The sequence below is a fragment of the Ensifer sp. Root1252 genome (assembly GCF_001425885.1).
In the GTDB taxonomy this organism is placed as follows: Bacteria; Pseudomonadota; Alphaproteobacteria; order Rhizobiales; family Rhizobiaceae; genus Ensifer; species Ensifer canadensis.
The window spans coordinates 154415-179226 of record NZ_LMDT01000059.1; the positions used below are offsets into that span (position 1 = coordinate 154415).

Annotated in this window: 20 protein-coding genes and 2 pseudogenes; 10 read left to right on the forward strand and 12 right to left on the reverse strand. The window is 63.2% G+C overall.

Annotation, left to right across the window (positions count from 1 at the left end):
* Positions 1-100: 100 nt before the first annotated feature.
* The 3 genes from ASD02_RS36380 to ASD02_RS36390 all read right to left on the reverse strand — a co-directional run bounded on the left by ASD02_RS36380 (position 101) and on the right by ASD02_RS36390 (position 5107).
* On the reverse strand, positions 101-3253 hold the full coding sequence (locus tag ASD02_RS36380) for an efflux RND transporter permease subunit (RefSeq protein WP_057213064.1): 3153 nt from the start codon (positions 3251-3253) through the stop codon (positions 101-103).
* A 26-nt stretch (positions 3254-3279) separates the two neighbouring features.
* Entirely contained in the window at positions 3280-4389 is a 1110-nt protein-coding gene (locus tag ASD02_RS36385; RefSeq protein WP_057213000.1) for an efflux RND transporter periplasmic adaptor subunit, read from the reverse strand.
* Between the two features lie 109 nt (positions 4390-4498).
* A complete protein-coding gene (locus ASD02_RS36390) occupies positions 4499-5107 on the reverse strand; it encodes a TetR family transcriptional regulator (protein WP_057212998.1) in 609 nt (202 codons plus the stop codon).
* A 219-nt stretch (positions 5108-5326) separates the two neighbouring features.
* Here ASD02_RS36390 and ASD02_RS36395 point away from each other — a divergent pair, with 219 nt between their 5' ends.
* Positions 5327-6295 (forward strand): DUF808 domain-containing protein, encoded by a 969-nt coding sequence (locus ASD02_RS36395; protein ID WP_025428335.1) that lies wholly within the window; start codon positions 5327-5329, stop codon positions 6293-6295.
* 97 nt (positions 6296-6392) lie between these two features.
* Here the strand turns inward: ASD02_RS36395 and ASD02_RS36400 are convergent, their stop codons facing one another.
* The gene (locus tag ASD02_RS36400) at positions 6393-7154 is read right to left on the reverse strand and encodes a L,D-transpeptidase (protein WP_038577748.1); all 762 of its coding nucleotides are present in this window, start codon (positions 7152-7154) and stop codon (positions 6393-6395) included.
* A 108-nt stretch (positions 7155-7262) separates the two neighbouring features.
* On the opposite strand from ASD02_RS36400, the gene ASD02_RS36405 reads away from it, so the two are divergent.
* The 3 genes from ASD02_RS36405 to ASD02_RS36415 all read left to right on the forward strand — a co-directional run bounded on the left by ASD02_RS36405 (position 7263) and on the right by ASD02_RS36415 (position 9700).
* Positions 7263-7925 (forward strand): response regulator transcription factor, encoded by a 663-nt coding sequence (locus ASD02_RS36405; protein WP_057207531.1) that lies wholly within the window; start codon positions 7263-7265, stop codon positions 7923-7925.
* Positions 7925-9280: an ATP-binding protein gene (locus ASD02_RS36410; protein ID WP_025428332.1), complete on the forward strand. Its 1356-nt coding sequence runs from the start codon at positions 7925-7927 to the stop codon at positions 9278-9280. The genes ASD02_RS36405 and ASD02_RS36410 overlap by 1 nt, the downstream gene beginning before the upstream one ends.
* A gap of 69 nt (positions 9281-9349) precedes the next feature.
* Positions 9350-9700 (forward strand): DUF1801 domain-containing protein, encoded by a 351-nt coding sequence (locus tag ASD02_RS36415; protein ID WP_025428331.1) that lies wholly within the window; start codon positions 9350-9352, stop codon positions 9698-9700.
* A gap of 18 nt (positions 9701-9718) precedes the next feature.
* Here ASD02_RS36415 and ASD02_RS36420 read toward each other — a convergent pair whose 3' ends face one another.
* Positions 9719-10681, reverse strand: coding sequence for a LysR family transcriptional regulator (locus ASD02_RS36420; protein ID WP_057212994.1), 963 nt, complete (start codon positions 10679-10681; stop codon positions 9719-9721).
* A gap of 108 nt (positions 10682-10789) precedes the next feature.
* Between ASD02_RS36420 and ASD02_RS36425 the strand changes: the two genes are divergently transcribed.
* The 3 genes from ASD02_RS36425 to ade all read left to right on the forward strand — a co-directional run bounded on the left by ASD02_RS36425 (position 10790) and on the right by ade (position 15918).
* Positions 10790-12592 carry an adenine deaminase gene (locus tag ASD02_RS36425; RefSeq protein WP_057220185.1) on the forward strand — a complete coding sequence of 601 codons (1803 nt, stop codon included), beginning with the start codon at positions 10790-10792 and terminating at the stop codon, positions 12590-12592.
* A gap of 59 nt (positions 12593-12651) precedes the next feature.
* Positions 12652-14055: an NCS2 family permease gene (locus tag ASD02_RS36430; protein ID WP_082523592.1), complete on the forward strand. Its 1404-nt coding sequence runs from the start codon at positions 12652-12654 to the stop codon at positions 14053-14055.
* 72 nt (positions 14056-14127) lie between these two features.
* Positions 14128-15918 (forward strand): adenine deaminase, encoded by a 1791-nt coding sequence (gene ade, locus ASD02_RS36435; protein WP_057207528.1) that lies wholly within the window; start codon positions 14128-14130, stop codon positions 15916-15918.
* A gap of 71 nt (positions 15919-15989) precedes the next feature.
* On the opposite strand, the gene ASD02_RS36440 is transcribed toward ade, so the two are convergent.
* The 4 genes from ASD02_RS36440 to ASD02_RS36450 form a co-directional block, all read right to left on the reverse strand.
* Complete coding sequence (locus tag ASD02_RS36440; protein WP_225906401.1) at positions 15990-17123, reverse strand: serine hydrolase domain-containing protein; 1134 nt, start codon at positions 17121-17123, stop codon at positions 15990-15992.
* Positions 17124-17128: 5 nt separating this feature from the next.
* On the reverse strand, positions 17129-18727 hold the full coding sequence (locus tag ASD02_RS36445; protein WP_057220186.1) for an ABC transporter substrate-binding protein: 1599 nt from the start codon (positions 18725-18727) through the stop codon (positions 17129-17131).
* Between the two features lie 90 nt (positions 18728-18817).
* The gene (locus tag ASD02_RS40505) at positions 18818-19072 is read right to left on the reverse strand and encodes a hypothetical protein (protein ID WP_277996374.1); all 255 of its coding nucleotides are present in this window, start codon (positions 19070-19072) and stop codon (positions 18818-18820) included.
* Positions 18964-19980, reverse strand: a complete 1017-nt coding sequence (locus ASD02_RS36450) for an FAD-binding oxidoreductase (protein ID WP_277996375.1) — start codon at positions 19978-19980, stop codon at positions 18964-18966. Before ASD02_RS36450 ends, ASD02_RS40505 begins: the two co-directional genes overlap by 109 nt.
* A gap of 116 nt (positions 19981-20096) precedes the next feature.
* On the opposite strand from ASD02_RS36450, the gene ASD02_RS36455 reads away from it, so the two are divergent.
* The 3 genes from ASD02_RS36455 (at position 20097) to ASD02_RS36465 (ending at position 22940) form a co-directional block, all read left to right on the forward strand.
* Positions 20097-20720, forward strand: coding sequence for an XRE family transcriptional regulator (locus tag ASD02_RS36455; protein WP_057220187.1), 624 nt, complete (start codon positions 20097-20099; stop codon positions 20718-20720).
* A 235-nt stretch (positions 20721-20955) separates the two neighbouring features.
* The gene (locus ASD02_RS36460; RefSeq protein ID WP_025428322.1) at positions 20956-21633 is read left to right on the forward strand and encodes an FCD domain-containing protein; all 678 of its coding nucleotides are present in this window, start codon (positions 20956-20958) and stop codon (positions 21631-21633) included.
* Positions 21630-22940 carry an MFS transporter gene (locus ASD02_RS36465; RefSeq protein ID WP_025428321.1) on the forward strand — a complete coding sequence of 437 codons (1311 nt, stop codon included), beginning with the start codon at positions 21630-21632 and terminating at the stop codon, positions 22938-22940. The genes ASD02_RS36460 and ASD02_RS36465 overlap by 4 nt, the downstream gene beginning before the upstream one ends.
* 34 nt (positions 22941-22974) lie before the next feature.
* On the opposite strand, the gene ASD02_RS36470 is transcribed toward ASD02_RS36465, so the two are convergent.
* The 3 genes and pseudogenes from ASD02_RS36470 to ASD02_RS36480 form a co-directional block, all read right to left on the reverse strand.
* Positions 22975-24069, reverse strand: a complete 1095-nt coding sequence (locus ASD02_RS36470; protein WP_057258512.1) for an electron transfer flavoprotein subunit alpha/FixB family protein — start codon at positions 24067-24069, stop codon at positions 22975-22977.
* Between the two features lie 128 nt (positions 24070-24197).
* Positions 24198-24467: pseudogene (locus ASD02_RS36475) on the reverse strand (electron transfer flavoprotein subunit beta/FixA family protein); the annotation flags it as partial.
* A gap of 1 nt (position 24468) precedes the next feature.
* Positions 24469-24812 (reverse strand): annotated as a pseudogene (locus tag ASD02_RS36480) (electron transfer flavoprotein subunit beta/FixA family protein); the annotation flags it as partial.

Consider the following 24812-nt stretch of genomic DNA (forward strand, 5'->3'; position numbering starts at 1 on the left):
TTTATGGAGAAAGGCGGCCGCACAATCGCGCGGCCGCCTTCAATCGATAGAGCGCTCCGGGGGCGCCGAGCTGGTAGCTGCTATGGCGGCGCCGTCAGTGCTACTCGGCAGCAACCGCAGGCGGATAGATCATCGGCGCCGCAGGCTCGGCCTTGCCCGCTTCAGCGGATTCCGGTTCTGATGTCTGCTTCTTCGGCTCCCGGCCAAAGAAGAGCGCGTAACCGGCCGGCAGCACCAGAATTGTCAGAACGGTGGCGACAAGGATGCCGCCCATCATCGCATAGGCCAAGGGCCCCCAGAAGACGCCGCGCGAGATCGGGATCAGCGCCAGAACCGCGGTCAGTGCCGTCAGCGTGATCGGACGGAACCTGCGCACGGCCGAGCCGATGATAGCTTCGGAGCGATCCATGCCCGCGGCAATGTCCTGATCGATCTGGTCCACCAGGATGATCGAGTTGCGCATGATGATGCCGAGCAACGCGATAACCCCGAGGATGGCGACGAAGCCGAAGGGGGCGCCGCTGATCAGCAGCGCCGCCGCCGCCCCGATTATGCCGAGCGGACCGGTTGCCAGAACCAGCATCGCCTTGCCGAAATGCTGCAGCTGGACCATCAAGAGCACGACGATGACCGCCAGCATGATCGGCGCCTTGGCGGCGATTGAACCCTGGCTTTCGGCCGCGTCTTCCGCACCGCCCTGGATGCTGACGCTATACCCGGGAGAAAGACTGTCGCGCAGCGTCTGCATGTCGTCGTACATCTTCAACGCCACATCGTTCGGCTGCACGCCGTCGGGCAAGGTGCCGCGAACGGTAATCGTCGGCAAGCGATCCCTGCGCCATTCGATGCCCTGCTCGAGCACCGGCACGACCTTGGCCACCTGTGAGAGCGGAACGAAGCTGCCGAAATCGGTTGGAATATAGACGGACTCCACCGACGAGAGCAGCGCGCGGGTGGCATCCGGTTCACGGGCAACGATCGAGACCGTCTCCTCGCCATCGCGGAAGTTGTCGAGCGGCACGCCGGACACGGTGGCCTGCAGCATCTGTCGGACGCGCTGCGAGGTGACGCCGAGCGCACGGGCGCGATCCTGGTCGATGACCAGCTTCATCGCCGTCACCGGCTCCAGCCAATCGTCGTGCACGGCACCGAGCTGCGGGTTTTCGGCAAACTTCGCCTTCACCTGGTCGGCGATGCGGCGCACCTCCTGGCGGTCCGGCCCCATGACGCGCATCTGCACCGGCCAGCCGGTCGGCGGGCCGAGGAAGAGGCGATCGACCTTGGAGCGGATCGACGGGAAATCCTCGGCAAGGATCTTGCGCAGCTTGACGATCAGCCGTTCGCGTGCCGGCTCGTCATTGGCCATGACGAGGAGCTGGGCGAAATTCGGATTCCGCAATTGCTGGTCAAGCGGCAGGAAGAAGCGCGGCGCGCCCTCGCCGATATAGGTCGCGATGAAGCGTTTGTCCGCATCGTCGATCATCCGCGCTTCAAGCGCCTTCGCCTGGGTCTCGACTTCCTTGATGCTGGTGCCTTCCGGCAGCCAGAGATCGACGAGGATTTCCGGACGTGAGGATTGCGGGAAGAAGTTCTTGGGAATGAACTGGAACGCCCACAGGCTGACGAAGAAGGCGACAAGCGTCATCGACAGCACGATGATGCGATGGTGAACCGCCCAGGAGACCGTCGAGCGCAGGCGCCGATAAAAACGAGTGTCGAAGACATCGTGGTGGCCGCCGGCATGGGGGCGCTGCTTCAGGATCATGTTGCCGAGCCAGGGCGTGAAGTAGACCGCGACGAACCACGAGACCACCAGCGCGATGCCGACGACGTAGAACAGCGAGCGGACATATTCGCCCGCCGTCGAGGCGGCAAAACCGACCGGGATGAAGCCGGCGGTGGTAATCAGCGTGCCCGTTAGCATCGGGAAGGCCGTCGAAGAATAGGCGAAGCTTGCTGCCTCGACCTTGACCAGCCCCTCCTCCAGCTTGCGCTCCATCATCTCGACAACAATCATCGCGTCATCGACCAGGAGCCCGAGAGCGATGATCAGCGCCCCGAGCGAGATGCGCTGCAGGTCAATGCCAAGCTCGTACATGATGGCAAAGGTCGCCGCCAGCACCAGCGGAATGGTGATGGCGATCACCAGGCCGGAGCGCCAGCCGATCGACAGGAACGAGACAACAAGCACAATCACCAGCGCCTCGCCGAGCGCCTTCATGAATTCGCCGACGGCTTCCGTGACCACTTCCGGCTGGTTGGAGATCTGATCGACGACCATGCCATAGGGCAATGCCGCCTCGAAACGCTGATAGGTCTCTTCGACGGCCGTACCGACATCGGTCACCTTGAAGCCCTTGGCCATCACCACGCCGATCTGCACGCTGTCCTGACCGTTGAAGCGGAACTTGCGAGAATAGGGATCCTCCAGCCCCGAGGAGACGGTGGCGATATCGCCGAGGCGGGTGACCTGCCCACCGGCCGTCAGGCTGAGGTTGCGCAGATCCTCGACCTTGTCGAGGCCGCCCTCGACGGAAATGCGCACGGAGCGCGAACCGGTATCGACCGAACCCGCGGGATCGACATTGTTCTGACCGGCGATGGTGTTCCTGAGGTCGTTGAGCGTCAGCCCGCGCGCAGCCAACACCTTGGAAGAAACGTCGATATAGATCTTTTCGGGTTGATCGCCGAGGATCACCGCCTTCTCGACGCCGGGTGTCGTCAGCAGCATGTCGCGCGCCTGGATCGCGAACTTCTTCAGTTCGGGATAGCTGTAACCGTCGCCGCTCAATGAATGCAGGGTGATGAAGGTGTCGCCGAACTCGTCGTTGAAATAGGGCCCGTGCAGCCCTTCCGGCAGCTCACTGGCGATATCACCGACTTTCTTGCGGACCTGATAGAACGCGTCGGCCACCTGCTGGGCATTCGTGTCACCCTCGACCTGCAGGGTGATGATCGCGCTTCCGGCGCGGGTATAGGAGCGCACGAAATCGAGATGCGGGGTTTCCTGCAGCTTGCGCTCGATCTTGTTGACGACCTGATCCTCCATCTCCTGAATCGAGGCGCCCGGCCAGAAAGCCTGCACGACCATGACGCGGAAGGTGAAGTCCGGATCTTCCTTCTGCCCCATCCGCATCAAACCGAGCGCGCCGGTGATGATGATCAGGCCGAACAGGAACCGCGCGATACTGGGATGGGCGATCGCCCAGCGCGACAGATTGAAAGGCCGTTTTTCTTCTGACGGTAGGGACATCGGCATCATTCCGCGGTTGGGTTGGTTCAGCGCACGATTTCGGCGGCTGCGGTCTTGTCGGTCGCGGCGGACTGGCGGGCGATATCGCCCGATATCGCAACCTTCAGGTCTTCGGTCATGAACTGCGTGCCGGCGGCCACGACCAGATCGCCGCGCTTCAGCCCGTCGACCACGCGCACGCCCTCGCCGGTAAAGTCGGCAACGGTGATCGTCCTGCTCTTCACGGTCTCGCTGTCACGGTCGACGACCCACACCGTTGTTTCACCGTCCTTCTGAGCCAAAGCGCTCAAGGGCACGGACATGTGGCGCTCGGCGTCATCAGCCGAAGCCAGGATGGTTGCGGTCATGCCGAGCAGAATGCGCGGATCGTTGGGCAGACTGACGCGCACGGCAAAAGTTCGCGACGGCTGTTCGGCACTGCCCGCGACCTCGCGCACCTTGCCGTCGAGGATCAGGCCCTGATCGGACCAGAAGCCGGCCTTTACCGCCATGCCCGGTTTGAAATTGGCGACATCGACTTCCGGGACGGCGATGAGCACTTCCTTCTCGCCGTCGACGGCGACGGTGGCGACAGGCGTGCCGGAGCCGACCACCTGCCCGACATCGGCAGCAATTGCCGCGACGATGCCGCTACGGTCAGCGACCAGTTCGGTATAGGTCACCTGGTTCTTCGCCTGGGACAGCGCCGAGCTTGCGGCATCGCGCGTTGCCACGGCCTGGTTATGGCTGAGTGTTGCCTGGTCGAGCTGCGCCTGGGAGGCGACTTTCCGGGCAAAGAGTTGTTCGGCGCGTGCGCGAACCAATGCGGTCGTCTCGACCTGGCGCTCGGCGGCCTCAAGGTTCGCGGCCGCACTCTTGACTGAAAGATCATAGTCCGTCGCATCGATGCGGGCGAGCGGATCGCCGGACTTCACCCGGTCGCCGACATTCACCAGGCGCTCGGTGATCTTGCCGTTGACGCGAAAGCCGAGGTTCATTTCCGTTCGGGCACGCACGACACCGGAATAGTTCATCTGCCGCGCTTGTCCGGCATCGCTGATCTCGACCACCTTGACCGGCCGCACGACCGGCTTGGCTTCCTCCTGCTCCTGCGAGCAGGCTGCCAGCACCAGGGACATCGCGGCAAGAAGAGCCATCCTTGCGCTCAACGCGAAACGGCTACGGGTTTGAACGGGCATAGACATTTCCGCACTCCTCGGCGGCATCAGCCACACGGTACACATCGGGGGCCGCTACCCGGCCTGGTCAGTTTTTCAGTGCCTTGATCGCAAATTCGATCAGTTCATCCGGCGTCGCCCGATTTTCCTTCGAGAGACATTGAGCCACCATCTGCGGGTGGCAGAGGATCACGGTCGCGGCGCCGAAACATCTGGAGGCCGCGTCGGCGTCCTGTTCGGGGAATTCGCCCGCGAGAATGCCTTCGCGGATCACATCGGCGACAAGGGCGTGCAGACGATCGATGTGCTTGTCGATCACGTGCCAGTCGCGTTCCATCGCGATGACGACCATCTCGTGCACCTTCTGGTCGTCGAGCATGACCTCCACCGTCATTTGATGCTGCGCGCGGATATATTGCCGCAAGCGCTCGGTCGCGCTCAGCGACTGCCGGCAGATGTCCTGAGCCTGCTGATAGCTGGCAGCCAGCATGCGGCCGCAGATCGCCTGATGGATCTCCGCCTTCGAAGCAAAGAAGCGGTAGATATTGGCGGGCGACATGCCGAGATCGCGGGCGATGTCGGCCACATTGGTCTTCGAATAGCCGAAATGCCGAAACAGCCGCTCGGCCGCATCCAGGATCCGCGAGACGTTTTCCTGACGCGTCGCGTCCAGCTGGCTGTCGATGCTGTCATCCATGTAAGTCCGCTTTCGATTTACGACTGACGATTTTCATATTTCGTCAGTCGTAAATCGAAAGCGGACCGACGTCAACCGAAACGAGCCACTTTTCGCCTCACGTTATGGTGTCCGCTCGCCAGAGAATTTGCATGTCGTTGACTCGACACGCGGCGGTGGTTACTGCCGAATCCTGGAGCACCCGCCCCATGGAATTTCAGCGCAAAGGGTTCGCGTTCAATGGCTACTGGTCTCATCGCCCTGCTCGACGACGTTGCCGCCATCGCCAAAATGGCGGCCGCCTCGCTTGACGACGTCGCCGCACAGACTGCAAAGGCCGGCGCAAAAGCAGCAGGCGTGGTCATCGACGACGCAGCCGTGACGCCGCGCTACGTCGTCGGGCTGACACCGGAACGCGAACTGCCGATCATCGGCCGCATTGCGCTCGGCTCGCTCAAGAACAAGATCCTGTTCCTGTTGCCCGGTGCACTGCTGCTCGGCTACTTCGCCCCCTGGGCGATCACCCCGCTGTTGATGCTGGGCGGCATCTACCTCTGCTACGAGGGCGCCGAGAAACTTTATGGCGTCTTCTTTCCGCACGCGGCCCATGAGCACGAAACCGCCGTGCTCGGAGAAAAGACCGATCCCGTCGCGCTTGAAAACGAGAAGGTCGCCGGCGCCGTGCGCACCGATTTCATCCTGTCGGCCGAGATCATGGCGCTCACGCTCTCAACCGTCGCCGATGCCAGCATCTATATGCAGGGCGTGGTGCTTGCCGCGGTCGGCATCGCCATTACGCTTGCCGTCTATGGCGTCGTCGGCCTGATCGTCAAAGCCGACGATGCGGGCGTCGCGCTGGCCAAGACCTCCGTATCGGCGCTACGCGCCATCGGCCGCGGCCTGGTCGTCGGCATGCCGATCTTTCTGAAGGTTCTCGCCGCCATCGGCACTGCGGCGATGCTCTGGGTCGGCGGCAGCATTCTCGTCCACGGCCTTGCCCAGATGGGATATGCCGGCCCGGAACACATCATCCACGACATCTCCGAAGCCGTGGTCCACGCGCTCCCAGTTGCCCCGGGTCTGATCGGCTGGATTGCCACGTCGGCGCAGCAGGCCCTGCTGGCGATCGTCGTCGGCGCTGCAACCATCGCCGTCATGGGCAACATCGTCGCGCCGATCTGGGGACGACTGAGACCTGCGAGCCACTGACCTCGCATCATTGGCGCCGCCACGCTCTGGCCCTGCCCGGGCCAGAGACATGCATGTTCCCTAATCGGTCGATATTGACCGACCGGACAAGCCGCGATCAGCTCGTGGCGAGATGCGCCTTCGACGGATCGGGAATGACGACGATCGGGCTACCGTCTCGGACCTGAGCGTGCAGATAGACCACATCCTGGTTGAGCATGCGGATGCACCCGGACGAGACGGCCTTGCCGATCGACCGTGCCTCGGGACTGCCATGGATGCGGTAGAGCGTGTCCTTGCCGTCCTTATGGATATAGAGCGCCCGCGCGCCCAAAGGGTTCTTCAGGCCCGGCCCCATGCCGCCGTTCTTGATGCTGTAGGGCTCGAGCCTCGGCTGCCGCGCCACCATTTCGTCGGGCGGCGTCCAGCGCGGCCATTTCCGTTTATAGGCGACCACCGCCCGCCCGGACCAGGCAAAACCCTCGCGGCCGACACCGATGCCATAGCGCATGGCGCGCTGGCCGGGCAACACGTGGTAGAGGTGTTTCGCCGGCGTATCGACGATGATCGTGCCCGGCCGCTCCTGTGTCGGATAGTCGACTTCCTGGCGCCAGAACTTCGGATCGACCTGGGAGACATCGACCGCGGGAATGGGAAATTGCTCATCCGGCATCGCGTAGTACATCGGCGGAACGGTGCCCTTGGGCGGCGGCGTCATCTCGACCACCGTCGGCTTCGGTGTCGGGCGCGCGGTTGCTGCACAACCTGAAAGCAGGATGGCCGTCGCGCCAACGAAAAGGCTGCGGCGCGTCAGCGAGCCGCCGGATCGCAAATAGGTTCTGGCTGATGGTAACGGGTTCAGTTCATCTATATCGGACATTCATCGACTCGGGGCTTGTTACGATGACGCCCAAAGGAATGCGCTACCTTAAGGCTGCCTTAAGGGAGGTGCTAAACAACCGCCGTCGGTTAATTCGTGGAGACCTAAGTGCGGGTACTGATTGTCGAAGACGATGACATTTTGCGCGACGGGCTGAAGGTCGGCTTGGCGCTCGCCGGTTTTACCACCGATGCCGTCGCCACCCGGGAGAGCGCCGACGCGGCGCTGGCCGCAGGCAAGTTCGACGCCGTCGTCCTCGATCTAATGCTGCCGGACGGCTCCGGCGCGGACGTGCTGAAAAAACTGCGCGACGCACGCAACGACACGCCGGTCCTGCTCTTGACCGCCCGCGACACGGTCGCCGATCGCGTCAGCGGGCTGGACATGGGCGCCGACGACTATCTCGGTAAACCCTTTGACCTCGATGAGGTGGCAGCACGGTTGCGCGCGCTCGCGCGCCGATCCGCCGGTCGATCGACCGCCTTCATCGAATGGTCGACGATCCGGCTCGATCCAGCCCGGCAATCGGTGGAAAAGGCAGGCGCGCCGGTCCGGCTCTCGCGTCGGGAATATTCCATCCTGCATGCGCTGATGTCGCAGCCGGGCGCGATCTTTTCGAAGGCGACGCTGGAGGACAAGCTTTACGGCTGGCAGGAAGAGGTCGAAAGCAACGCGGTCGAGGTGCATATCCATCACCTCCGCAACAAGCTCGGCCCTGGCCTGATCGAAACCGTCAGGGGCATCGGCTACCGGCTCGGCAGCAACATCTGATGCGATCGATCCGCGCACGCCTCTTTTTCATATTGCTCGTCACCACCGGGCTCATGTGGCTTTCGGCCACCCTGTGGATCTTCTTCAGCACCCGCGCCGAGGTCGAGCAGGTGCTCGACGCCCGACTGATGGAGGCGGCGAAGATGGTCAGCTCGCTTGTGGTCAACCAGGAGATCGACCCGGATAAGCCGGCGCAGACGAAGGCAAAGATCCCGGTGCTCGAGCACCCGCATTACGACCGGCAGCTTTCTTGCCAGATCTGGTCGCTGGACGGCACCCTGATCGGCAAGTCGGAAAGCGCGCCGGAGACGACGCTGTCGGCGCATGCGACCGGCCTTTCCGAGACGGTGATCAATGGCGAAACCTGGCGGGTCTACGCGGTCGAGAATGCCGAGCTTGGCGTGCGCGTGCTCGTCGGCGACAACCTGCGCATCCGCGACAGGCTGGTCAACGACGTCGTCAAAGGCCTGCTCTTTCCGGCCCTCCTGATCATACCGCTGCTGGCGACCCTGATCTGGCTGAGCGTCGGGCGTGGTCTGGCACCGCTCAGAAAACTGGCGGGCGATCTTGCCGCCCGCGACGCCTCGGACCTGCACCCGATCAAGGAGACCGCAACACCGAGCGAGATCAGTCCCGTGCTTCGCGCATTGAACGGTCTCTTCGGCCGCGTCGCCGGCGCACGTCAGCGCGAGCAGAATTTTATCGCCTTTGCCGCCCATGAACTTAGAACGCCGCTTGCCGGGCTGAAAACCCAGGCCCAGGTGGCGCTGGCGAGCAACGATGCCGAAATCCGCGAAAAGGCTCTCGGCCAGATTGTTGCTGGTGTTGACCGCACCGGACGGCTCGTCCGGCAGTTGCTCGACATCGCGTCGGTCGAAGCGTCGGAAACGGCGCGCACTGTGGCCGAGGTCAATCCCGGCGAGATGCTGGTTTCGCTCAGGAGCGAACTGCTTGGCCATGCCGGCAGTGCCGCGACGGTTGTCGTCGACCCCAGTCTTTGCAAGCTGCAGGTCAGGACCAATCCGGATCTGCTGCGACTTGCCGCCCGCAATCTGATGGAAAATGCGCTCCATCACTCGCCGGCCGGCGGAACGATCCTCTGCTGGCTTGAAAGCGACGACGGAACGACCACGATTGCGATCGATGACGATGGCCCGGGCATTCCGCCGGAGGAAATGCCCCACGTCACCGAGCGTTTCTTCCGCGGACGCTTCAAGGCCGCGATCGGCAGCGGCCTCGGCCTGAGCATCGCCGAACTCGCGCTCGATCACGCGGGCGCCGCGTTGGTTTTGCGAAACAAGGTCGGGGGTGGATTGTCCGCCAGGATCGTCCTGCCCAAACACCTCATCGCGTGAGCATAGTCGGCGCACGTCGCGCGATATTGGTGCGTTCAGAATTCTGCAACGAGTCGTAAGCGAGCCATTATGGACAAGCGCATTGAAGCCTTCCTCGCCGATATTCGCGACCGCGGCGACACACAGTTCGCGATTGTTTCGCGGCTGCGCGAGATCGCATTGGCGTCCGGGGCGGGCATTTCGGAAGAGATCAAATATGGCGGCCTGCTGTTTTCCGCCGCGCGACCGTTCTGCGGCATATTTCCGTATTCGGCCCATGTCACCCTGGAATTCAGCGAGGGCGCCGCGCTACCGGACGCGCATGGCGTGCTGATGGGTCAAGGCAAGGCGCGCCGCCACATCAAGATGCATTGCGTGTCCGATATCGCGGCAAAGCATGTGGCCGCCTATGTTGACTTGGCTTTGAGAGCCGCCGGCTGATCGATTGCGGACGCCGCGTCAGCGGATCGCACGATTCGACGGCATGCTGACTTTCTCCACGTAGTAGCGCGGAATGCCTGTGCGCTCCCGGTCGCGATAAAAGTCGATGCAGAATTCGACAAAGGCCCTGAAGCGCTTCGACACGTGCCGCCGGCGCGAATAGATCAGGTTGATCGCCGTTTTCGGCGAACTCCATTCGGCCAGAACAGGCTGAAGCAATCCCGCTTGCCGCTCCGTCTCCACGAAGAATTCCGGCAGATAGGCGATGCCCTCGCCGGCAACCGCGAAATACTTGATCGTCCAATAGTCGTTGGTGGTGCAGGTTGCCGCCGGCAGCAGATCGATCTCGGCATCGCCGTCGCGCGTCAGATACCAGGATTGCAGGCGTGTCTGCTGGCGAAAGACGAGCCCGCGATGGCCGGCGAGGTCGTCGGGCTTAAGCGGTGCGCCGTGCCGGGCGATGTATTCGGGGCTCGCAAAGAGACCGTAAGATGAGACCGAGAGCCGGCGACTGATGTAGTCGACATCTGATGGTTCGCCCCAGTGAAAGATGCCGTCGAGCGCCTGCTCGGTGACCTCGGAGAACGGTTGCCGCGAGCTCAGAAAAACGACGTCGAGATTGACCTGCGGATATTGCTGGCGAAATGCGTAGAGCAGTTCGGATGTGATCGTCGTGCCGAATTCGCCGGTCGAGCCGACGCGCAGCGTGCCCGCTACCTCCTGCCGCATCTCGGCCATCGCCGTTGCCGCATCCTCGCAATTCGACTGGATGAGCCGGGCATAACGCAGGAACTCCGCTCCGGCGTCGGTCACATGCAGCTGATGCCCCTCGCGCACGAAGAGTTCGATGCCGAACTCGTCCTCCAGCTGCCGGATCTTGTGGCTGAGGGTCGATTTCGGCAGCCGATGCAGGCGGGAAGCCGCTGAAATCGAACGGGAATCGGCAACTTTCACGAAGCAGTCGAGAAGCGAGAGATCCATTTTTCGTCCAAAATCCTGTACGATATGTCCTATAAATACGCCATTTCGGCCCATTGTACAAACGAAACCAAACTGGGAATATTCGGCGACGCTAAGGGAGAGGTTTCAGTGAGCAATATCAGAGAATTCATCCGGGCAGCCTCGGGCACCGGCAACAAGGCCACTTTGGCGATCCGCGGCGGCAGGCTCGTCAACGTCGTATCGGAAGAAATCTACCAGGCCGATGTCGCGATCTACGGCGAGCGGATCATCGCCGTCGGCGACATCTCAGACTATGTCGGGCCGGAAACGAAGATCGTCGACGCCACCGGCAAATACCTGGCGCCAGGCATGATCGACGGCCATCTGCATGTCGAATGCTCGAAGATGTCGCTAACGAGCTTCGCCAAGGCGGTCGTTCCGCTCGGCACCACGTCGATCGTCACCGGGCTTGACCAGATCATCGTCGTCGGCGGGCCGGCGGCGGCGCGTGAATTCCTCGACGAGGCCAAGCAGACACCACTCAAGGTCTTCTGGGGCGCGCCCTGCAAGACGCCGTACACCATGCCGCGTTCGACCGTCGGGCACTATTTCAGTCCTGCCGATCACCAGGCCACCCATCACTGGCCGGAATGCGTCGGCATTTGGGAAACCGTGCGCGAGTTCATCCAGGAGGAAGACCCCGACGTGCTGGCGGCGCTCGAGCTTGCCGAAAAGAGCCGGCTCCCGGTGCTCGGCTGCTGCCCGATGACGCGCGGAGCGCGCCTCAACGGCTACCAGCAGTCCGGCGTGCGCGCCGACCACGAAAGCTATTCGCCGGAGGAAATGCTCGAAAAGCTCAGGGCCGGCATGCATGTCGTCGTGCGCGAATCCTCGATCTCCCACTTCCTCTCCGACAATCTGCGCATCGTCACCGAAATGGGCGTCAAGGCCTTGCGCCGCATCAGCTTCTGCACCGATGACGTCGTTGCCAGCGACATTCTCAAGCGCGGCCATCTCGACAATATGGTGCGCATGGCGATCGCCATGGGAATCTCGCCGATGGCGGCGATCCAGATGGCAACGATCAACGGCGCCGATGCCCTTCGCATCGACGACAAGGTCGGCTCAATCTCGCCGGGTCGCGCCGCCGACATCCTGCTCGTCAACGACCTGCGCGAGTTCAGGATCGATGCCGTCATCGCCAAGGGTGAGGAAGTCGCGCGTGACGGCCGCATGGCCATCGAACTGGTGCCGCCGCCGCGCAGCGCCGCGCTATTGACTTCGATGAAGGTCGCGCCGCTCGAACTCGACGATCTGAAGCTGCGTTATGACGGCCCCGGCGGCAGCGCCGCTGCCATGGCGATCGCCGTCACGCCGGAAAAGATCTTCGTGCGCACCCGCCGCGATGTCACCCTGCCAGTCAAGGACGGATGCGTGCTCGCCGACCCGGCAAAGGACATCCAATATGTCACCGTGGTCGAGCGCTACGGCAAGACGAAAAACCGACCCGTCGCCTTCACCTCCGGCTTCGGATTGCGCGAAGGCGCAATCGCCAGTTCGACCGCGCCCGACGACAACAACATCATCTGCATCGGCGCCGACCCGGAAGACATGCGGGTCGCCATCAACCACCTGATCGCCAACCATGGCGGCCAGGTGGTGGTCAAGGACGGCAAGGTCGTCTCCTTCCTGCATCTGCCGATCGGCGGCATCGTCTCCGATATCGAACCATCGGAAATGGCGGCGCTGGAGGAGGAACTGGACGATGCGGCGCGCGGGCTCGGCTGCACCCTGCCATGGCCGTTCATGTACATGTTCGTGCTTCAAATCACCGCGATCCCGGAATATGCCATCACCGATCTCGGGGTCGTCGATTGCGTCCGGCTCAAGGTGATCTCGCCGCTCGCCGGGAACGGCGGCGAGGAAGCGCGCGCCGCAGCAGCAGAGTAAAGCCTTGGAAGGGGTCGGCATCGCCGGCCCCTTCCTCATTTCAAAAAAAGGGGAACAAAATGAACTACCAACCCAAGGGCGTTGAGCCGGCGTCAGGCCAGGCACAAGCCTCCTGGCTCGCCAGCCTGCTTGACCGCTACTTCCAGATTTCCAAATTCGGCTCGACCATTCGAACCGAAATCCTCGCCGGGCTGACCACCTTTCTCGCCGCCTCCTACGTGATCGTCGTCAACCCTTCGATCCTGTCCCACGCCGGCATTCCGTTTTCGGCCGGCGTAACGGCGACCGTACTCGTCAGCTTCATCGGCAGCTGCGCCATGGGGCTCTATGCGCGAAGCCCGATCCTGGTGGCGCCGGGCATGGGCATCAATGCGCTGTTTGCCTATACGATGGTTGTCGGCGCCAAGGTACCGCTGGAAATCGCGCTGGGCTGCGTCTTCTGGGCCGGCGTGCTCTTCACCGTCATGGCCTTCTTCAACCTGCGCCAGACGATCATCGAGGCGATCCCGGTCGACCTGCGTTATGGCATCGCCTGCGGCATCGGTCTGTTCATCGCACTGATCGGCTTCGAGAATGCCAAGTTCATCATCGCCAATCCGGATACGATCGTCGGGCTGACGACGTTCAACCCCGTAACCCTCACCTTCATTGCCGGCTTCATCCTGACGGTCGCGCTGGTGGTCCGCAAAGTTCCCGGCGCGATGATGGCCGGCATGATCCTCACCACCATCCTCTCCATCCCGATCGGCCGCTGGTGGGGCGACGGCAGCGCGTTTTCGCCGGATACGCCTGATGTGCATACACTGGTCAATTGGAGCGGCTTTTCCGCGGCACCGGATTTCAGCTTCATCGGCCAGATCGACCTCGTCGGCGCCTTGAGCCTGATCTACCTGCCGTTCATCTTCGTCTTCCTGTTCACCAATTTCATCGAGGCACTCTCGACCTTCCTCGGCCTTGCCGAAGCGGCTGACCTCAAGGACGAGCAGGGATTGCCGCGCAACATCAAGCAATCCATGCATGTCGACGCCGTCGCTGCGCTGATCTCCGCACCGCTCGGCACCAGCCCCGCCACCGTCTATCTGGAATCGGGCGCTGGCATTGCGCAGGGCGGCCGTACCGGGCTTGTCGCCCTTGTCGCCGGCCTGCTGTTCGTGCCGTTCCTGTTCCTGTCGCCGCTGTTGTCGCTCGTTCCGGCCGTGGCAACCGCGCCCGTTCTGATCCTCACCGGCCTCTTCATGTCCGAGCCGATGAGCAAGATCCGCTGGACCGACATCGACGAAGCGATCCCGGCGTTCCTTGCCATCGTGCTGATCCCGCTGACATTCTCGATCACGCTCGGGCTGTCGCTCGCAATCATTGCCTATGTGCTGATCAAGCTGGTCTGCGGGCGGGCGGGCGATGTAAAACCGGTCATGTGGTTCGTCGCCCTCTTGGCGGCAGCGCTCATCGCCCAGACCCAGTAAACCTGTCGGCGCCTCCTTTTTACTCAGACGTCAAAGGGGGCGCCGACATCGTCTCCATTGAAGGAAACTGTCATGCTCCAATCCTGGTCGAGGACCGCACCCGAGCTCGTCGACGTCGCCATGGGCCGTGCGCCGGCGGACCTCGTCATCCGCAACGGCAAATGGGTCAACGTCTATTCCGGCGAGATCATTCCGCACACCGACATCGCGGTCAAAGCCGGCCGCTTCGCCTATGTCGGGGCAGACGCCAGCCATACGATCGGTGAAGGCACCAAGGTCGTCGACGCTGCCGGGCGTTATCTCGTGCCGGGGCTCTGCGACGCGCATATGCATGTCGAAAGCGGTCTCGTCACCGTCACCGAATTTGCGCGCGCCGTCATCCCGCACGGCACGACGACGATGTTCATCGACCCGCACGAGATCGCCAACGTGCTCGGCCTGGCCGGCGTGCGGCTGATGAACGACGAGGCGCAAAGCCTGCCGATCAATGTCTACGTGCAGGTGCCGAGCTGCGTGCCGAGCGCGCCCGGGCTCGAGACGGCGGGTGCTGAACTCTCGGCCACGGACGTGGCCGAAGCGTTGAGCTGGCCGAACATCATCGGGCTTGGCGAGATGATGAACTTTCCTGGTGTCGCCTTTAACGATCCCAAGATGGTCGCAGAAATCGCGGCAACCCAGGATGCGCGGCTGACCGTCGGCGGACACTATGCTTCGCCGCATCTCGGCCGGGAGTTTCACGCCTACGCCGCTGGCGGCCCGGCCGACGATCATGAAGGAACGACCGTCGAGGACGCGATTGCCCGCGTCAGACAGGGCATGCGTGCGATGTTGCGGCTCGGCTCAGCCTGGTTCGACGTTGCCGCCCAGGTCAAGGCGATCACTGAAGCCGGCGTCGATCCGCGCAACTTCCTGCTCTGCACCGACGACAGCCACTCCGGCACGCTGGTCCACGACGGCCACATGAACCGGGTGGTTCGCCACGCCATCGCCCAAGGGCTGAAGCCGATCACCGCCATCCAGATGGCCACGCTCAACACCGCCCAGCATTTCGGCGTCGAGCGGGAACTCGGCTCGATCGCACCAGGACGACGGGCCGACCTGATCATCACGTCGGACCTTGCTGCCCTGCCGATCGAGATGGTGTTTGCCCGCGGCGAACTGCTGGCAGATTCCGGCGCCTTGGTGCGCGATATCCCGCCCTTCGTTTATCCGGAAAGCGCCCGCAACACCGTGCACCTCGGCAAGACGCTCAAGGCCGGAGATTTCGACATCGGGCTTAACAGCACCGCGACCCGCGCGCGGGTCCGGGTGATCGGCGTCGTCGAGAACCAGGCGCCGACGCGTGCGCTTGAAGCCGAGCTTTCGGCGGCGGGCGGCATCATCGAGATGGATCGCGCCCAGGACGTCTGCCAGATCGCGCTGGTGGAGCGTCATCGCGGCACCGGCGACGTCGTCAATGCCTTCGTCTCCGGCTTCGGCTATGACAGCGATTGCGCGGTTGCAAGCACCGTGGCCCACGACAGCCACCACATGATCGTCGTCGGCACCAACAAGGACGACATGGCGAAAGCCGCGAACCGGCTGCACGAGGTCGGCGGCGGCATCGTGGTGATCAAGCACGGCAAGGAGCTTGCACTGGTTGAACTGCCGGTCGCGGGGCTGATGTCGGATCAGCGTGCCGAGATCGTGGCGGACAAGGCCGCGGCACTAGTCGAAGCGATGCGCGTCTGCGGCTGCCGGCTGAACAACGCCTACATGCAGCATTCGCTGCTGGCGCTCGTCGTCATTCCCGAACTGCGCATCTCCGACAAGGGGCTGATCGACGTCCGGACCTTCGAAAAGGTCGACGTCCTCATTTCATAACAATGCTGTCAAAACGCTCGACCGCCCGAACGGGCGGTCGAGCTAATTTCGAGACGTGATCGCCAGCGGGCTTAGCTGTCCATGATGATGCCGATTGCCTGATCGAGCACTTGATGCAGACCGCTGGCGTAAAAGGACATCCGGTAGCCCGAGCCCACATTGCTGGTCATGGCGATTGTCAGACCCGATTTCGGCTCGTGCTGCATCACGGTAACATAGCCGGGGATGCTGCCCTGGTGGCCATAGACGAGCCGATCCGCGTAGCTGCTCTGGAACAGCCCCGCCCCGGTCTCGCGCATCCGCGTACCGGGAAAGCTAACGGCGACACGGCTTTCGCTCATCTCCCGGAACATTCCGTCCGCCAGCAACTTGCCGCCAAACAGCGCCCGAATGAAGGCGATCATGTCGCCGGGCGTCGAGACCATGTCGCCGCAGCCATAGGCCGCCGTGAACGGAAACGAATCCGATGAATCCTGCAGCGCGTCGGAATAGGGCAGGACGCCGTCCATGCGCCACATCTCGGCTCCGGCAGCGATGCCCGCCCCTGCATCCGCAGCCGGTGGCGGTCGGTGGTAGTAGCCGCGCACCATGCGCTCTTCCGGGAAGCTCTCGGTCGAAGGCGACCAGGTGTTTTCGAGCCCGAGCGGTTCGAGCACCTGATGGCGGACATAATCGCCGAGCGACTTTCCGGTGACCTCTTCGATCAACATGCCGGCAAGCACATAGCCGGTGTTGTTGTAGACGGCCGGACCGCCGGGCGCCGACTGAGTGCCGACCCGAAACGCGAGATCGACGAGTTCGGCCGGCGTCCAGATGCGGTCCGGGGTCATCGGTATGTCGTACTCGAATTCCGGCAACCCGCCGCGATGGTTGACGAGTTGGCGCACCGAAATGGCAGCGGCACCGGGAAGGTCCGGGAACCAGTGCGAGATCGGCGCGCCAAGCTCCACCACACCGCTTTCCGCCAGCTTCATCAGGGCGGCAACGGTAAACGTCTTGGTGCAGCTGCCGATCTTGAACAGTTGCGTTGGCGAAACCGGTATCCCCCGCGCCCGGTCGGAAAGTCCCGAGGTCAAGGTGACGGTCTCGCCATCGCCCTGTGAAAAGGCCAGGGAGGCGCCGACGGCACCATCGTTGATGTAGCCTTGAAGCAGTCGGCTTAGATCGGCAAGCGTGACGCCGCCGCTCATTGTCATCTCGTCCATCCGGCTTACTCCGCGATATCGACGTTGGCGAAGTTCTGGCGGCCGAAGGCGTCGAGAACGTAATTTTTCACGCTCTTGCGCACAGGGATCGACACGACGGAATGGGCGATCGGCGCAACAGGCACTTCCGCCTTGAGGATGGCCTGCGCCTTGCCGTAAAGCGCTGCCCGTTCCTTGGGATCGGCGGCGACGCGCGCATCCTGAAGCAACTTTTCAAAGTCGGCGTTGCACCAGCGCGCCCGGTTGGAGCCGCCCTTCACGCCGTCGCAGCTAAGCAGATAGCTCAGCATATTATCCGGATCACCGTTGTCGCTGCTGCCGCCGAGCAGGAAGGCGTCATGCTCGCCCTTGGCGGTGCGGGTCAGATACTCGGCCCACTCGAAGCTGACGATCTCGGTTTTCACGCCGATGGCATTCCAGTCGGCCTGGATCATCTCTGCCATACGGCGGGCGTTCGGGTTGTAGGGCCGCGACACCGGCATCGCCCAGAGCGCGATCGACAGGTCGCCCTCGTGGCCTGCTTCCTTCAAAAGCGCCTTGGCGCCTTCCGGATCGTAGTCGATGCCCGCGTCCTTGGCCGCACCGAGCTGTGCAGGCGGCACCACGCTGCCGGCAACGCTGCCTGCACCCTGATACACGGCTTCCACGATCGCCTGCCGGTTGACGGCCTTGGCGAGCGCCAGGCGGATACGCGCATCACCGAGCGGCTTGTGTTCGACGTTGAAGCCGAGAACGCCGATATTCTGGCCTTCGAGGTTATAGACTGTCACCTCGGGGTCGTTCTTGAGATCGGCGACGGCTCCGGGCGGTGGTGGCGCCGCCACCTGGCACTCGTTCGCCTTCAGCCGGGCGACCCGCACGGTGGGCTCCGGTGTGATCGCAAAGACGAGGGTATCGATCTTCGGCGCACCGTTCCAATAGTCCTTGTTGGCCGCATAGCGAATCTGGCTGTCCTGCGCATAGGCCTCAAGGATGAACGGCCCGGTGCCGACGGGCGCCTGGTCGATCAGCTCCGGGGTGCCGGCTGCGACCATCTTCTCGGTCTGCTCCAGCGAGAGAATGGAGAGGTAGTCGAGCGCAATGCTGGGCAGGAAGGTGACGTTTGCCGACGTCAGTGTGAAGCGCACGGTATGATCGTCCAGCTTTTCGATCTTCTCGATCAACGGCCCAAGCCCAAGCGCGCTGAAGTATTCGTATGAGGCGTTCGAGAGCTTGTGGTACGGATTGTCGGCGTTGCGCTGGCGGTCAAAGGTGTAGAGCACGTCGTCGGCGTTGAATTCGCGTGTCGGCGTAAACTGCGCGTTGGTGTGGAACTTGACGCCATGGCGCAGATGGAAGGTGTAGACCTTGCCGTCTTCGGACACATCCCAGCTCTCGGCGAGCGCCGGCCCGACTTCCGTCGTCCCCGGCTTGAATTCCACCAGCCGGTTGAAAATCGGCTTGGCCGCGGCATCCATAGTCGAATCCGCCGTTCCGATCATCGGGTTGAAGGTCTCAGGGCTCGCTTCCGAGCAGTAGACGAGGGTCTTCGCATAGGCCTGCCCAGCCAGCAGGATTGTCGATGCGACGAGCGCGGTGCGCAGAATCAGACGTGTGGATTTCATAGCAAACGCTCCTGGTTGCCTTTGTGTTGACGTCGTCGCGGGGTTCTCCTTACCGCATCGACGACGTTTCGATCTTGATGGTCTGTCCGGTCATGGGCCGGTCGGGGAAAGCGACGGGGTGTGCGCCGCCGCCATAAATCGGACGGGTGCCAGCGCGTCGAACTCGACGCCGAGTTTGACGACATCCTCAGGCATCGCGGCATCGCGCAGCAGCGCCGAGGCGATCCGCGCCAGGGTCAGCGAGACCTGGAAGCCATAACCGCCTTGGCCACCGAGCCAGAAAAAGCCCGGCAGGCGCGGATCGAAGCCGACGACGGGCGTGCGGTCCGGCGAGAAGGTGCGCAATCCGGCCCATGGCCTTTGCGGCCGGCCAATACGAAGCTCGGTTGCCTGCTCGATCCGGTCGACGGCGATGGCGACGTCGATATCTTCAGGGTAGGCGTCGCAGGGCGGTGAATCCGTTTCGTCCGCCAGCGAGCCGACAGCTTTCCGGCATCCGGCTTGAAATAGAAACGCTCATGCAGATCGACGGCGAGCGGCCATGTTCGCGCGTCGAGCCCCGCGGGCGGGTCGAACATGAAGGCGGTGCGCCGTTTGGGCGAGAACCCGAGCCCCGCCAGCCCTGCCCGCTCGGCGATCACATCGACCCAGGCTCCCGCCGCGTTGACGACCATATCGCCTTCGTAGGAGCCGGCCGAAGTCACCACTTGAAAGCGGCCGGAAATACGGGAGATCTGCAGCACTTCCTCGCCCGAAATGACAGTCCCGCCAAGCGCCTTCAGAGCGGCGGCCGCGGCATGGACCATCTTGCCGGTGTCGATATCGAGAGCGCCGGGCTCGTAGACGCCGCCGCACGTGGTATCGGCACGAATGACGGGAATAAGCACGCTGACTTCGTCTGCCGAAAGCCGCCGGACGCTGGGCACGAGCGCCTGGTACTTCTGCGCCAGTTCATCGACCATCGCATCGTCGTCGCACCCACCGAAATGCAAGGCGCCGCGCACATGCTCGGCAAAGCCGCCATCGACGATGGCCGGCCGGCTGGCAATGGAGAGCGCTCTGACCACCGTGTTGCCGTAGGTCTCGGCAAAAAGCGCCGCCGAGCGGCCGCTTGCGTGATAGCCGAGATGCGCCTCCCGCTCGATGAGGACGACCGATGCCCATTCTTGGACGGCAGCCGCAACCGACAGGCCGGCGATACCGCCGCCAATGACAATGACTTTGGGAGAAGAGGATCCTGAGCGCATAGCCATTGGTAAATTCATTTTCCGATACGGTCAATATTTAGCGTATCGGAAAATTCTTGGCGCTTGTTGCGAGGCGGCCAGAGTTGAACTAGCTAGGTAGATCTCGTTTGCCGGAGAGAACCATGTCGGAACAGCCAAACCTCGGCGATTGCCTGCGGAACCTGAGGAAACATCACGGCTGGACCCTTCAGGACGTCAGCCACCTGACCGGCGTTGCCGTCTCGACCTTGTCCAAGGTGGAGAACGACCAGATGTCGCTGACCTATGACAAGCTGCTGCAGATCTGCGCCGGCCTCGGCGTGCATGTCACCGAATTGCTCAGTGGCGACAGCAAGCAGCCCGCCGCCCGCACGCGCCGCTCGGTAACCTCGGCCACGACGACGCTGCGGCAGCTGACCCGCAATTACGACTACCACTACCTTGCAACCGATCTGGTGAGGAAACGCATGGTGCCGATCCTCGCCCATGCCCGCGCGCGCACGCTTGCAGAGTTCGGTCCGCTGACCCCTCATGCCGGCGAAGAATTCCTGATCGTGCTCAAGGGCGAGATCGAGCTGCATACGGATCAATATGCGCCGGTGCGACTGAAAGCCGGCGAAAGCGTCTATATCGACTCGACGATGGGCCACGCTTATCTCTCGGTCGGCGACGGCGACGCGGAAATGCTGTGCGTCTGCTCCGGCGACGAGCCGGATATGGAAAAGACGTTGCTCAGCATCACCGACGGCCAGACCACCGATCATTGATCGGCTTCCGTCGAGGATTTAGTCGAAGGAAGTATTTTATCGCTTTGTTCTGTCGACTCCCGATGGAACGCGACAGCCCCACCTCGCGGAGATGCGCGGTCGCCCGACAACAGCCCTCCACCGACCAGCGTCGCCGCGCATTCGGCCGATGTCGCCCCGATTCCACCACAACCAATTGACAGCGACTAAACTCAGACGTATTCGTTAGGTCATCTGATGACTTGATGAGTTTATCATGCAGCCCGTCAATCGAACCAATCTGGCCGACAGTGCGGCCGAAAGCCTGCGCGCCGAGATCGTCAGCGGCCGCTGGGGCGTCGGCGACCGCATCCCGAACGAAACTCTATTGACCGAGCTGTTGTCCGTCAGCCGGGGCACGGTGCGCGAGGCCGTGCGTGTGCTGGTCTCGCAGGGTCTGCTCGACACCCGCCAGGGCTCCGGCACCTATGTGCGCTCGACGGTCGATCCGGCAGGCGCGCTCGACCGTGTCAAACGCGCCGGTCTGCGCGACCAATGGGAGGCGCGCGCCGCCCTCGATGTCGAGGCGGCAAGGCTTGCGGCGATCCGCCATACACCCGCCGACCTCGAACGCATGACCCGGCTGCTGAAGGCTCGCGGCACAGTTGCCGATGGCGGCTACGAGGCCTTCGGCCATCGCGACATCGCCTTTCACAAATCCATCGTCGAAGCCTCCGGCAACCGCGCCATCGTCGGGCTCTACGATTTCTTCACCTCATCGATCCTCGAAACCATTCACTCGACGCTGAAGGGCGACGTGCCGGAACCCGACGAACAGGCCCATGCGGCGATCGTCGCGGCGATCGCCACCGGCGATCCGGACCGCGCCGCGTCCGCCGTTCGCGCCTTCATGGCGCCGGTGCTTCGCGAACTCGACAGGCTTCTTTCGCAATGAACCAGACTTTCCGTGATCCCAATTCCTCGGCCCATCAGGTCGCAGCCATCAACGGTCTCGAAGACCAGCTCATCGACGCCGAAGCCGACAGCGTACCCGAGCCTCAGCCGCCGGTGTTGCCGCGGGGAGCGGCGCGTTTCGTCCTCGGCGCCAGCCTCGTGCTGATCGCCTTCAACCTGCGACCGCTGTTTTCCAGCCTCTCGGTGTTGCTGCCGGAGGTGATGCGCGATACCGGCTTAACGACTGCCGGCGCCAGCCTGCTGACGACGCTGCCGGTGCTCTGCCTCGGCCTGTTTGCGCCGCTGGCACCAAAGCTGGCACAGCGCTTCGGTGCCGAACGCACCCTGCTTGGCGCCTTGGCTCTGCTCGCGCTCGGGACAGTGCTGCGCGGTTTCGGCCCCGTACCGGTGCTCTTCCTGTCGACATTCGCCGCCGGGGCGGCGATCGCCATCGGCAACGTGCTGCTCCCGGGCCTCGTCAAGCGCGACTTTGCCGACAAGGCGGCGATCATGACCGGGCTTTATACAATGGCGCTCTGCGCCGGCGCGGCCGGTGCCGCCGGCCTGACCCTGCCGCTCGAACACGGTGTTACCGGCTCGTGGTCCGGTGCACTCGCCATCTGGGCGCTTCCCGCCTTCATCGTGCTGTTGATCTGGATGCCGCAGGCGCTTGGCAGCAAGGCGCAGGTCAGACACACCGGCTTTCGTGTCGTCGGCCTTTGGCGCGACCGGCTGGCCTGGCAGGTAACGCTGTTCATGGGGCTGCAGTCGGCTCTGGCCTACTGCATCTTCGGCTGGCTCGCCCCCATTCTCAGGGAGCGCGGCTTCGACCCGGCAACGGCAGGCGTCATCGTTTCGGTCTCGATCATGACCCAGGTCGTCACCTGCCTGCTGGTTCCCTCCTTTGCCATCAGGCGCAAGGACCAGCGTGGCATCAATGTCGCGCTGATCGCAGCCGCAGTGATCGCGCTCCTCGGCATTCTATTCGCGCCGCCGTCGACGGTGATCTTCTGGGCCATTCTCCAGGGCTTCGGCCAGGGCGGGCTGATCGCTGTGGCGATGACGCTCATCGTCTTGCGCTCGCCCGATTCCCATGTCGCCGCCCATCTCTCGGGCATGGCACAAGGCGTCGGCTATGTGCTCGCCGCCATCGGCCCGTTGCTCGTCGGCCTGATCCGCGACTGGACCGGCAGCTTCGACGCAGCCGCGATCCTGTTCGTGACGCTCGGCCTCGGCGCGGCGATCATGGGTTTTGGCGCCGGTCGGGCGCTGCATGTCGGCGCACGCACGATCAGGATCGACGGCTGAACGTCAACGTTCAGCCGTCGTCTCTGAAGTCTCATCAGGATGCCCGTTCCATCTCCGGCAGGGCTTCGAACAGGTCGGCGACGAGGCCGTAGTCGGCAACCTGGAAGATCGGCGCCTCCTCGTCCTTGTTGATGGCGACGATCACCTTTGAGTCCTTCATGCCGGCCAGATGCTGGATCGCACCGGAGATGCCGCAGGCAATGTAGAGATCGGGGGCGACCACCTTGCCGGTCTGGCCGACCTGCCAGTCGTTTGGGGCATATCCGGCGTCGACCGCCGCGCGCGATGCACCGACGGCTGCACCGAGCTTGTCGGCAACCGGCAGGATCACTTCCTTGAATTTTTCCGACGAGCCGAGTGCACGGCCACCCGAGATGATGATCTTGGCCGAGGTCAGCTCCGGACGATCCGACGACGACAGCGCGTCGGCAACGAAGGTCGACAGACCCGGATTGGCCGCAGCCGCGATCGTCTCGAGCGAAGCCGAGCCACCTTCGGCAGCGGAGGCGAACGAGGCGGTGCGCACGGTGATGACCTTTTTCGCTTCCGTCGTCTGCACCGTCTGGATGGCGTTGCCGGCATAGATCGGACGCTTGAAGGTATCGGACGAGACCACCTCGGTGATTTCGGAAACCTGGGCAACATCGAGAAGCGCTGCAACCCGCGGCAGGACGTTCTTGCCGACCGAAGTGGCAGCRGCMAGGATGGTGTCGTAATTGCCCGACAGCGAAACGATCAGCGCCGCCAAGGGTTCGGCCAGATTGTTGGCAAGGCTTGCATCCTCGGCCACCAGCACCTTGGCAACGCCGGAAAGAAGCGCTGCAACCCGCGGCAGGACGTTCTTGCCGACCGAAGTGGCAGCGGCCAGGATGGTGTCGTAATTGCCCGACAGCGAAACGATCAGCGCCGCCAAGGGTTCGGCCAGATTGTTGGCAAGGCTTGCATCCTCGGCCACCAGCACCTTGGCAACGCCGGAAAGCTTGGCSGCCTGGTCGGCRGCCGCCTTGGCACCGGCACCGGCCACCAGCACATGCACGTCGCCGCCAATTTTGGCGGCCGCCGTCAGCGCCTTTGCCGTCTGGTCGGAAASGTGGCTGCCGYCGTGGTCAGCCAGAAGCAGAATAGCCATGATGAAATCTCCCTTTCCTGAACTTACAATACGCCGGCTTCGGTCTTGAGCTTTTCGACCAGTTCGGCCACCGACTTGACCTTGATGCCGGCCTTGCGGCCTTCCGGCTCCTCGGTCTTCAGCACCTTCACGCCGGCTTCGGTCTTGAGCTTTTCGACCAGTTCGGCCACCGACTTGACCTTGATGCCGGCCTTGCGGCCTTCCGGCTCCTCGGTCTTCAGCACCTTCAGCCGCGCSGTSGTGTCGACRCCGAAGTCGGCAGGGGTCTTYTTGTCGAGCGGCTTCTTCTTCGCCTTCATGATGTTGGGAAGCGAGGCATAACGCGGCTCGTTCAGGCGCAGGTCGGTGGTCACCACCGCCGGCAGCTTGATGTCGATCGTCTGCAGGCCGCCGTCGACNTCTTCGCCTTCATGATGTTGGGAAGCGAGGCATAACGCGGCTCGTTCAGGCGCAGGTCGGTGGTCACCACCGCCGGCAGCTTGATGTCGATCGTCTGCAGGCCGCCGTCGACCTCGCGCGTCACCCTTGCTGTGCCCTCTGGTGCCTTGCCGTCACCGATYTCGACCTTGGAGGCAAAGGTGCCCTGGGCCCAGCCCAAGAGCGCCGACAGCATCTGGCCGGTCTGGTTCGAGTCATCATCGATCGCCTGCTTGCCGACGATGATCAGCCCCGGCTGTTCGGCCTCGGCCACACCCTTGACGATCTTGGCAACAGTGAGCGGCTCGACCTGGTCGTCGGTCTCG

What these genes read in the sequence shown, in the direction of transcription:
- ASD02_RS36380 (WP_057213064.1), bottom strand. Translation starts at nt 3,253, where the DNA reads ATGTCCCTACCGTCAGAAGAAAAACGGCCTTTCAATCTGTCGCGCTGG.
- ASD02_RS36385 (WP_057213000.1), bottom strand. Translation starts at nt 4,389, where the DNA reads ATGGCTCTTCTTGCCGCGATGTCCCTGGTGCTGGCAGCCTGCTCGCAG.
- ASD02_RS36390 (WP_057212998.1), bottom strand. Translation starts at nt 5,107, where the DNA reads ATGGATGACAGCATCGACAGCCAGCTGGACGCGACGCGTCAGGAAAAC.
- ASD02_RS36395 (WP_025428335.1), top strand. Translation starts at nt 5,327, where the DNA reads ATGGCTACTGGTCTCATCGCCCTGCTCGACGACGTTGCCGCCATCGCC.
- ASD02_RS36400 (WP_038577748.1), bottom strand. Translation starts at nt 7,154, where the DNA reads ATGTCCGATATAGATGAACTGAACCCGTTACCATCAGCCAGAACCTAT.
- ASD02_RS36410 (WP_025428332.1), top strand. Translation starts at nt 7,925, where the DNA reads ATGCGATCGATCCGCGCACGCCTCTTTTTCATATTGCTCGTCACCACC.
- ASD02_RS36415 (WP_025428331.1), top strand. Translation starts at nt 9,350, where the DNA reads ATGGACAAGCGCATTGAAGCCTTCCTCGCCGATATTCGCGACCGCGGC.
- ASD02_RS36420 (WP_057212994.1), bottom strand. Translation starts at nt 10,681, where the DNA reads ATGGATCTCTCGCTTCTCGACTGCTTCGTGAAAGTTGCCGATTCCCGT.
- ASD02_RS36430 (WP_082523592.1), top strand. Translation starts at nt 12,652, where the DNA reads ATGAACTACCAACCCAAGGGCGTTGAGCCGGCGTCAGGCCAGGCACAA.
- ade (WP_057207528.1), top strand. Translation starts at nt 14,128, where the DNA reads ATGCTCCAATCCTGGTCGAGGACCGCACCCGAGCTCGTCGACGTCGCC.
- ASD02_RS36440 (WP_225906401.1), bottom strand. Translation starts at nt 17,123, where the DNA reads ATGGACGAGATGACAATGAGCGGCGGCGTCACGCTTGCCGATCTAAGC.
- ASD02_RS36445 (WP_057220186.1), bottom strand. Translation starts at nt 18,727, where the DNA reads ATGAAATCCACACGTCTGATTCTGCGCACCGCGCTCGTCGCATCGACA.
- ASD02_RS36450 (WP_277996375.1), bottom strand. Translation starts at nt 19,980, where the DNA reads ATGGCTATGCGCTCAGGATCCTCTTCTCCCAAAGTCATTGTCATTGGC.
- ASD02_RS36455 (WP_057220187.1), top strand. Translation starts at nt 20,097, where the DNA reads ATGTCGGAACAGCCAAACCTCGGCGATTGCCTGCGGAACCTGAGGAAA.
- ASD02_RS36460 (WP_025428322.1), top strand. Translation starts at nt 20,956, where the DNA reads ATGCAGCCCGTCAATCGAACCAATCTGGCCGACAGTGCGGCCGAAAGC.
- ASD02_RS36465 (WP_025428321.1), top strand. Translation starts at nt 21,630, where the DNA reads ATGAACCAGACTTTCCGTGATCCCAATTCCTCGGCCCATCAGGTCGCA.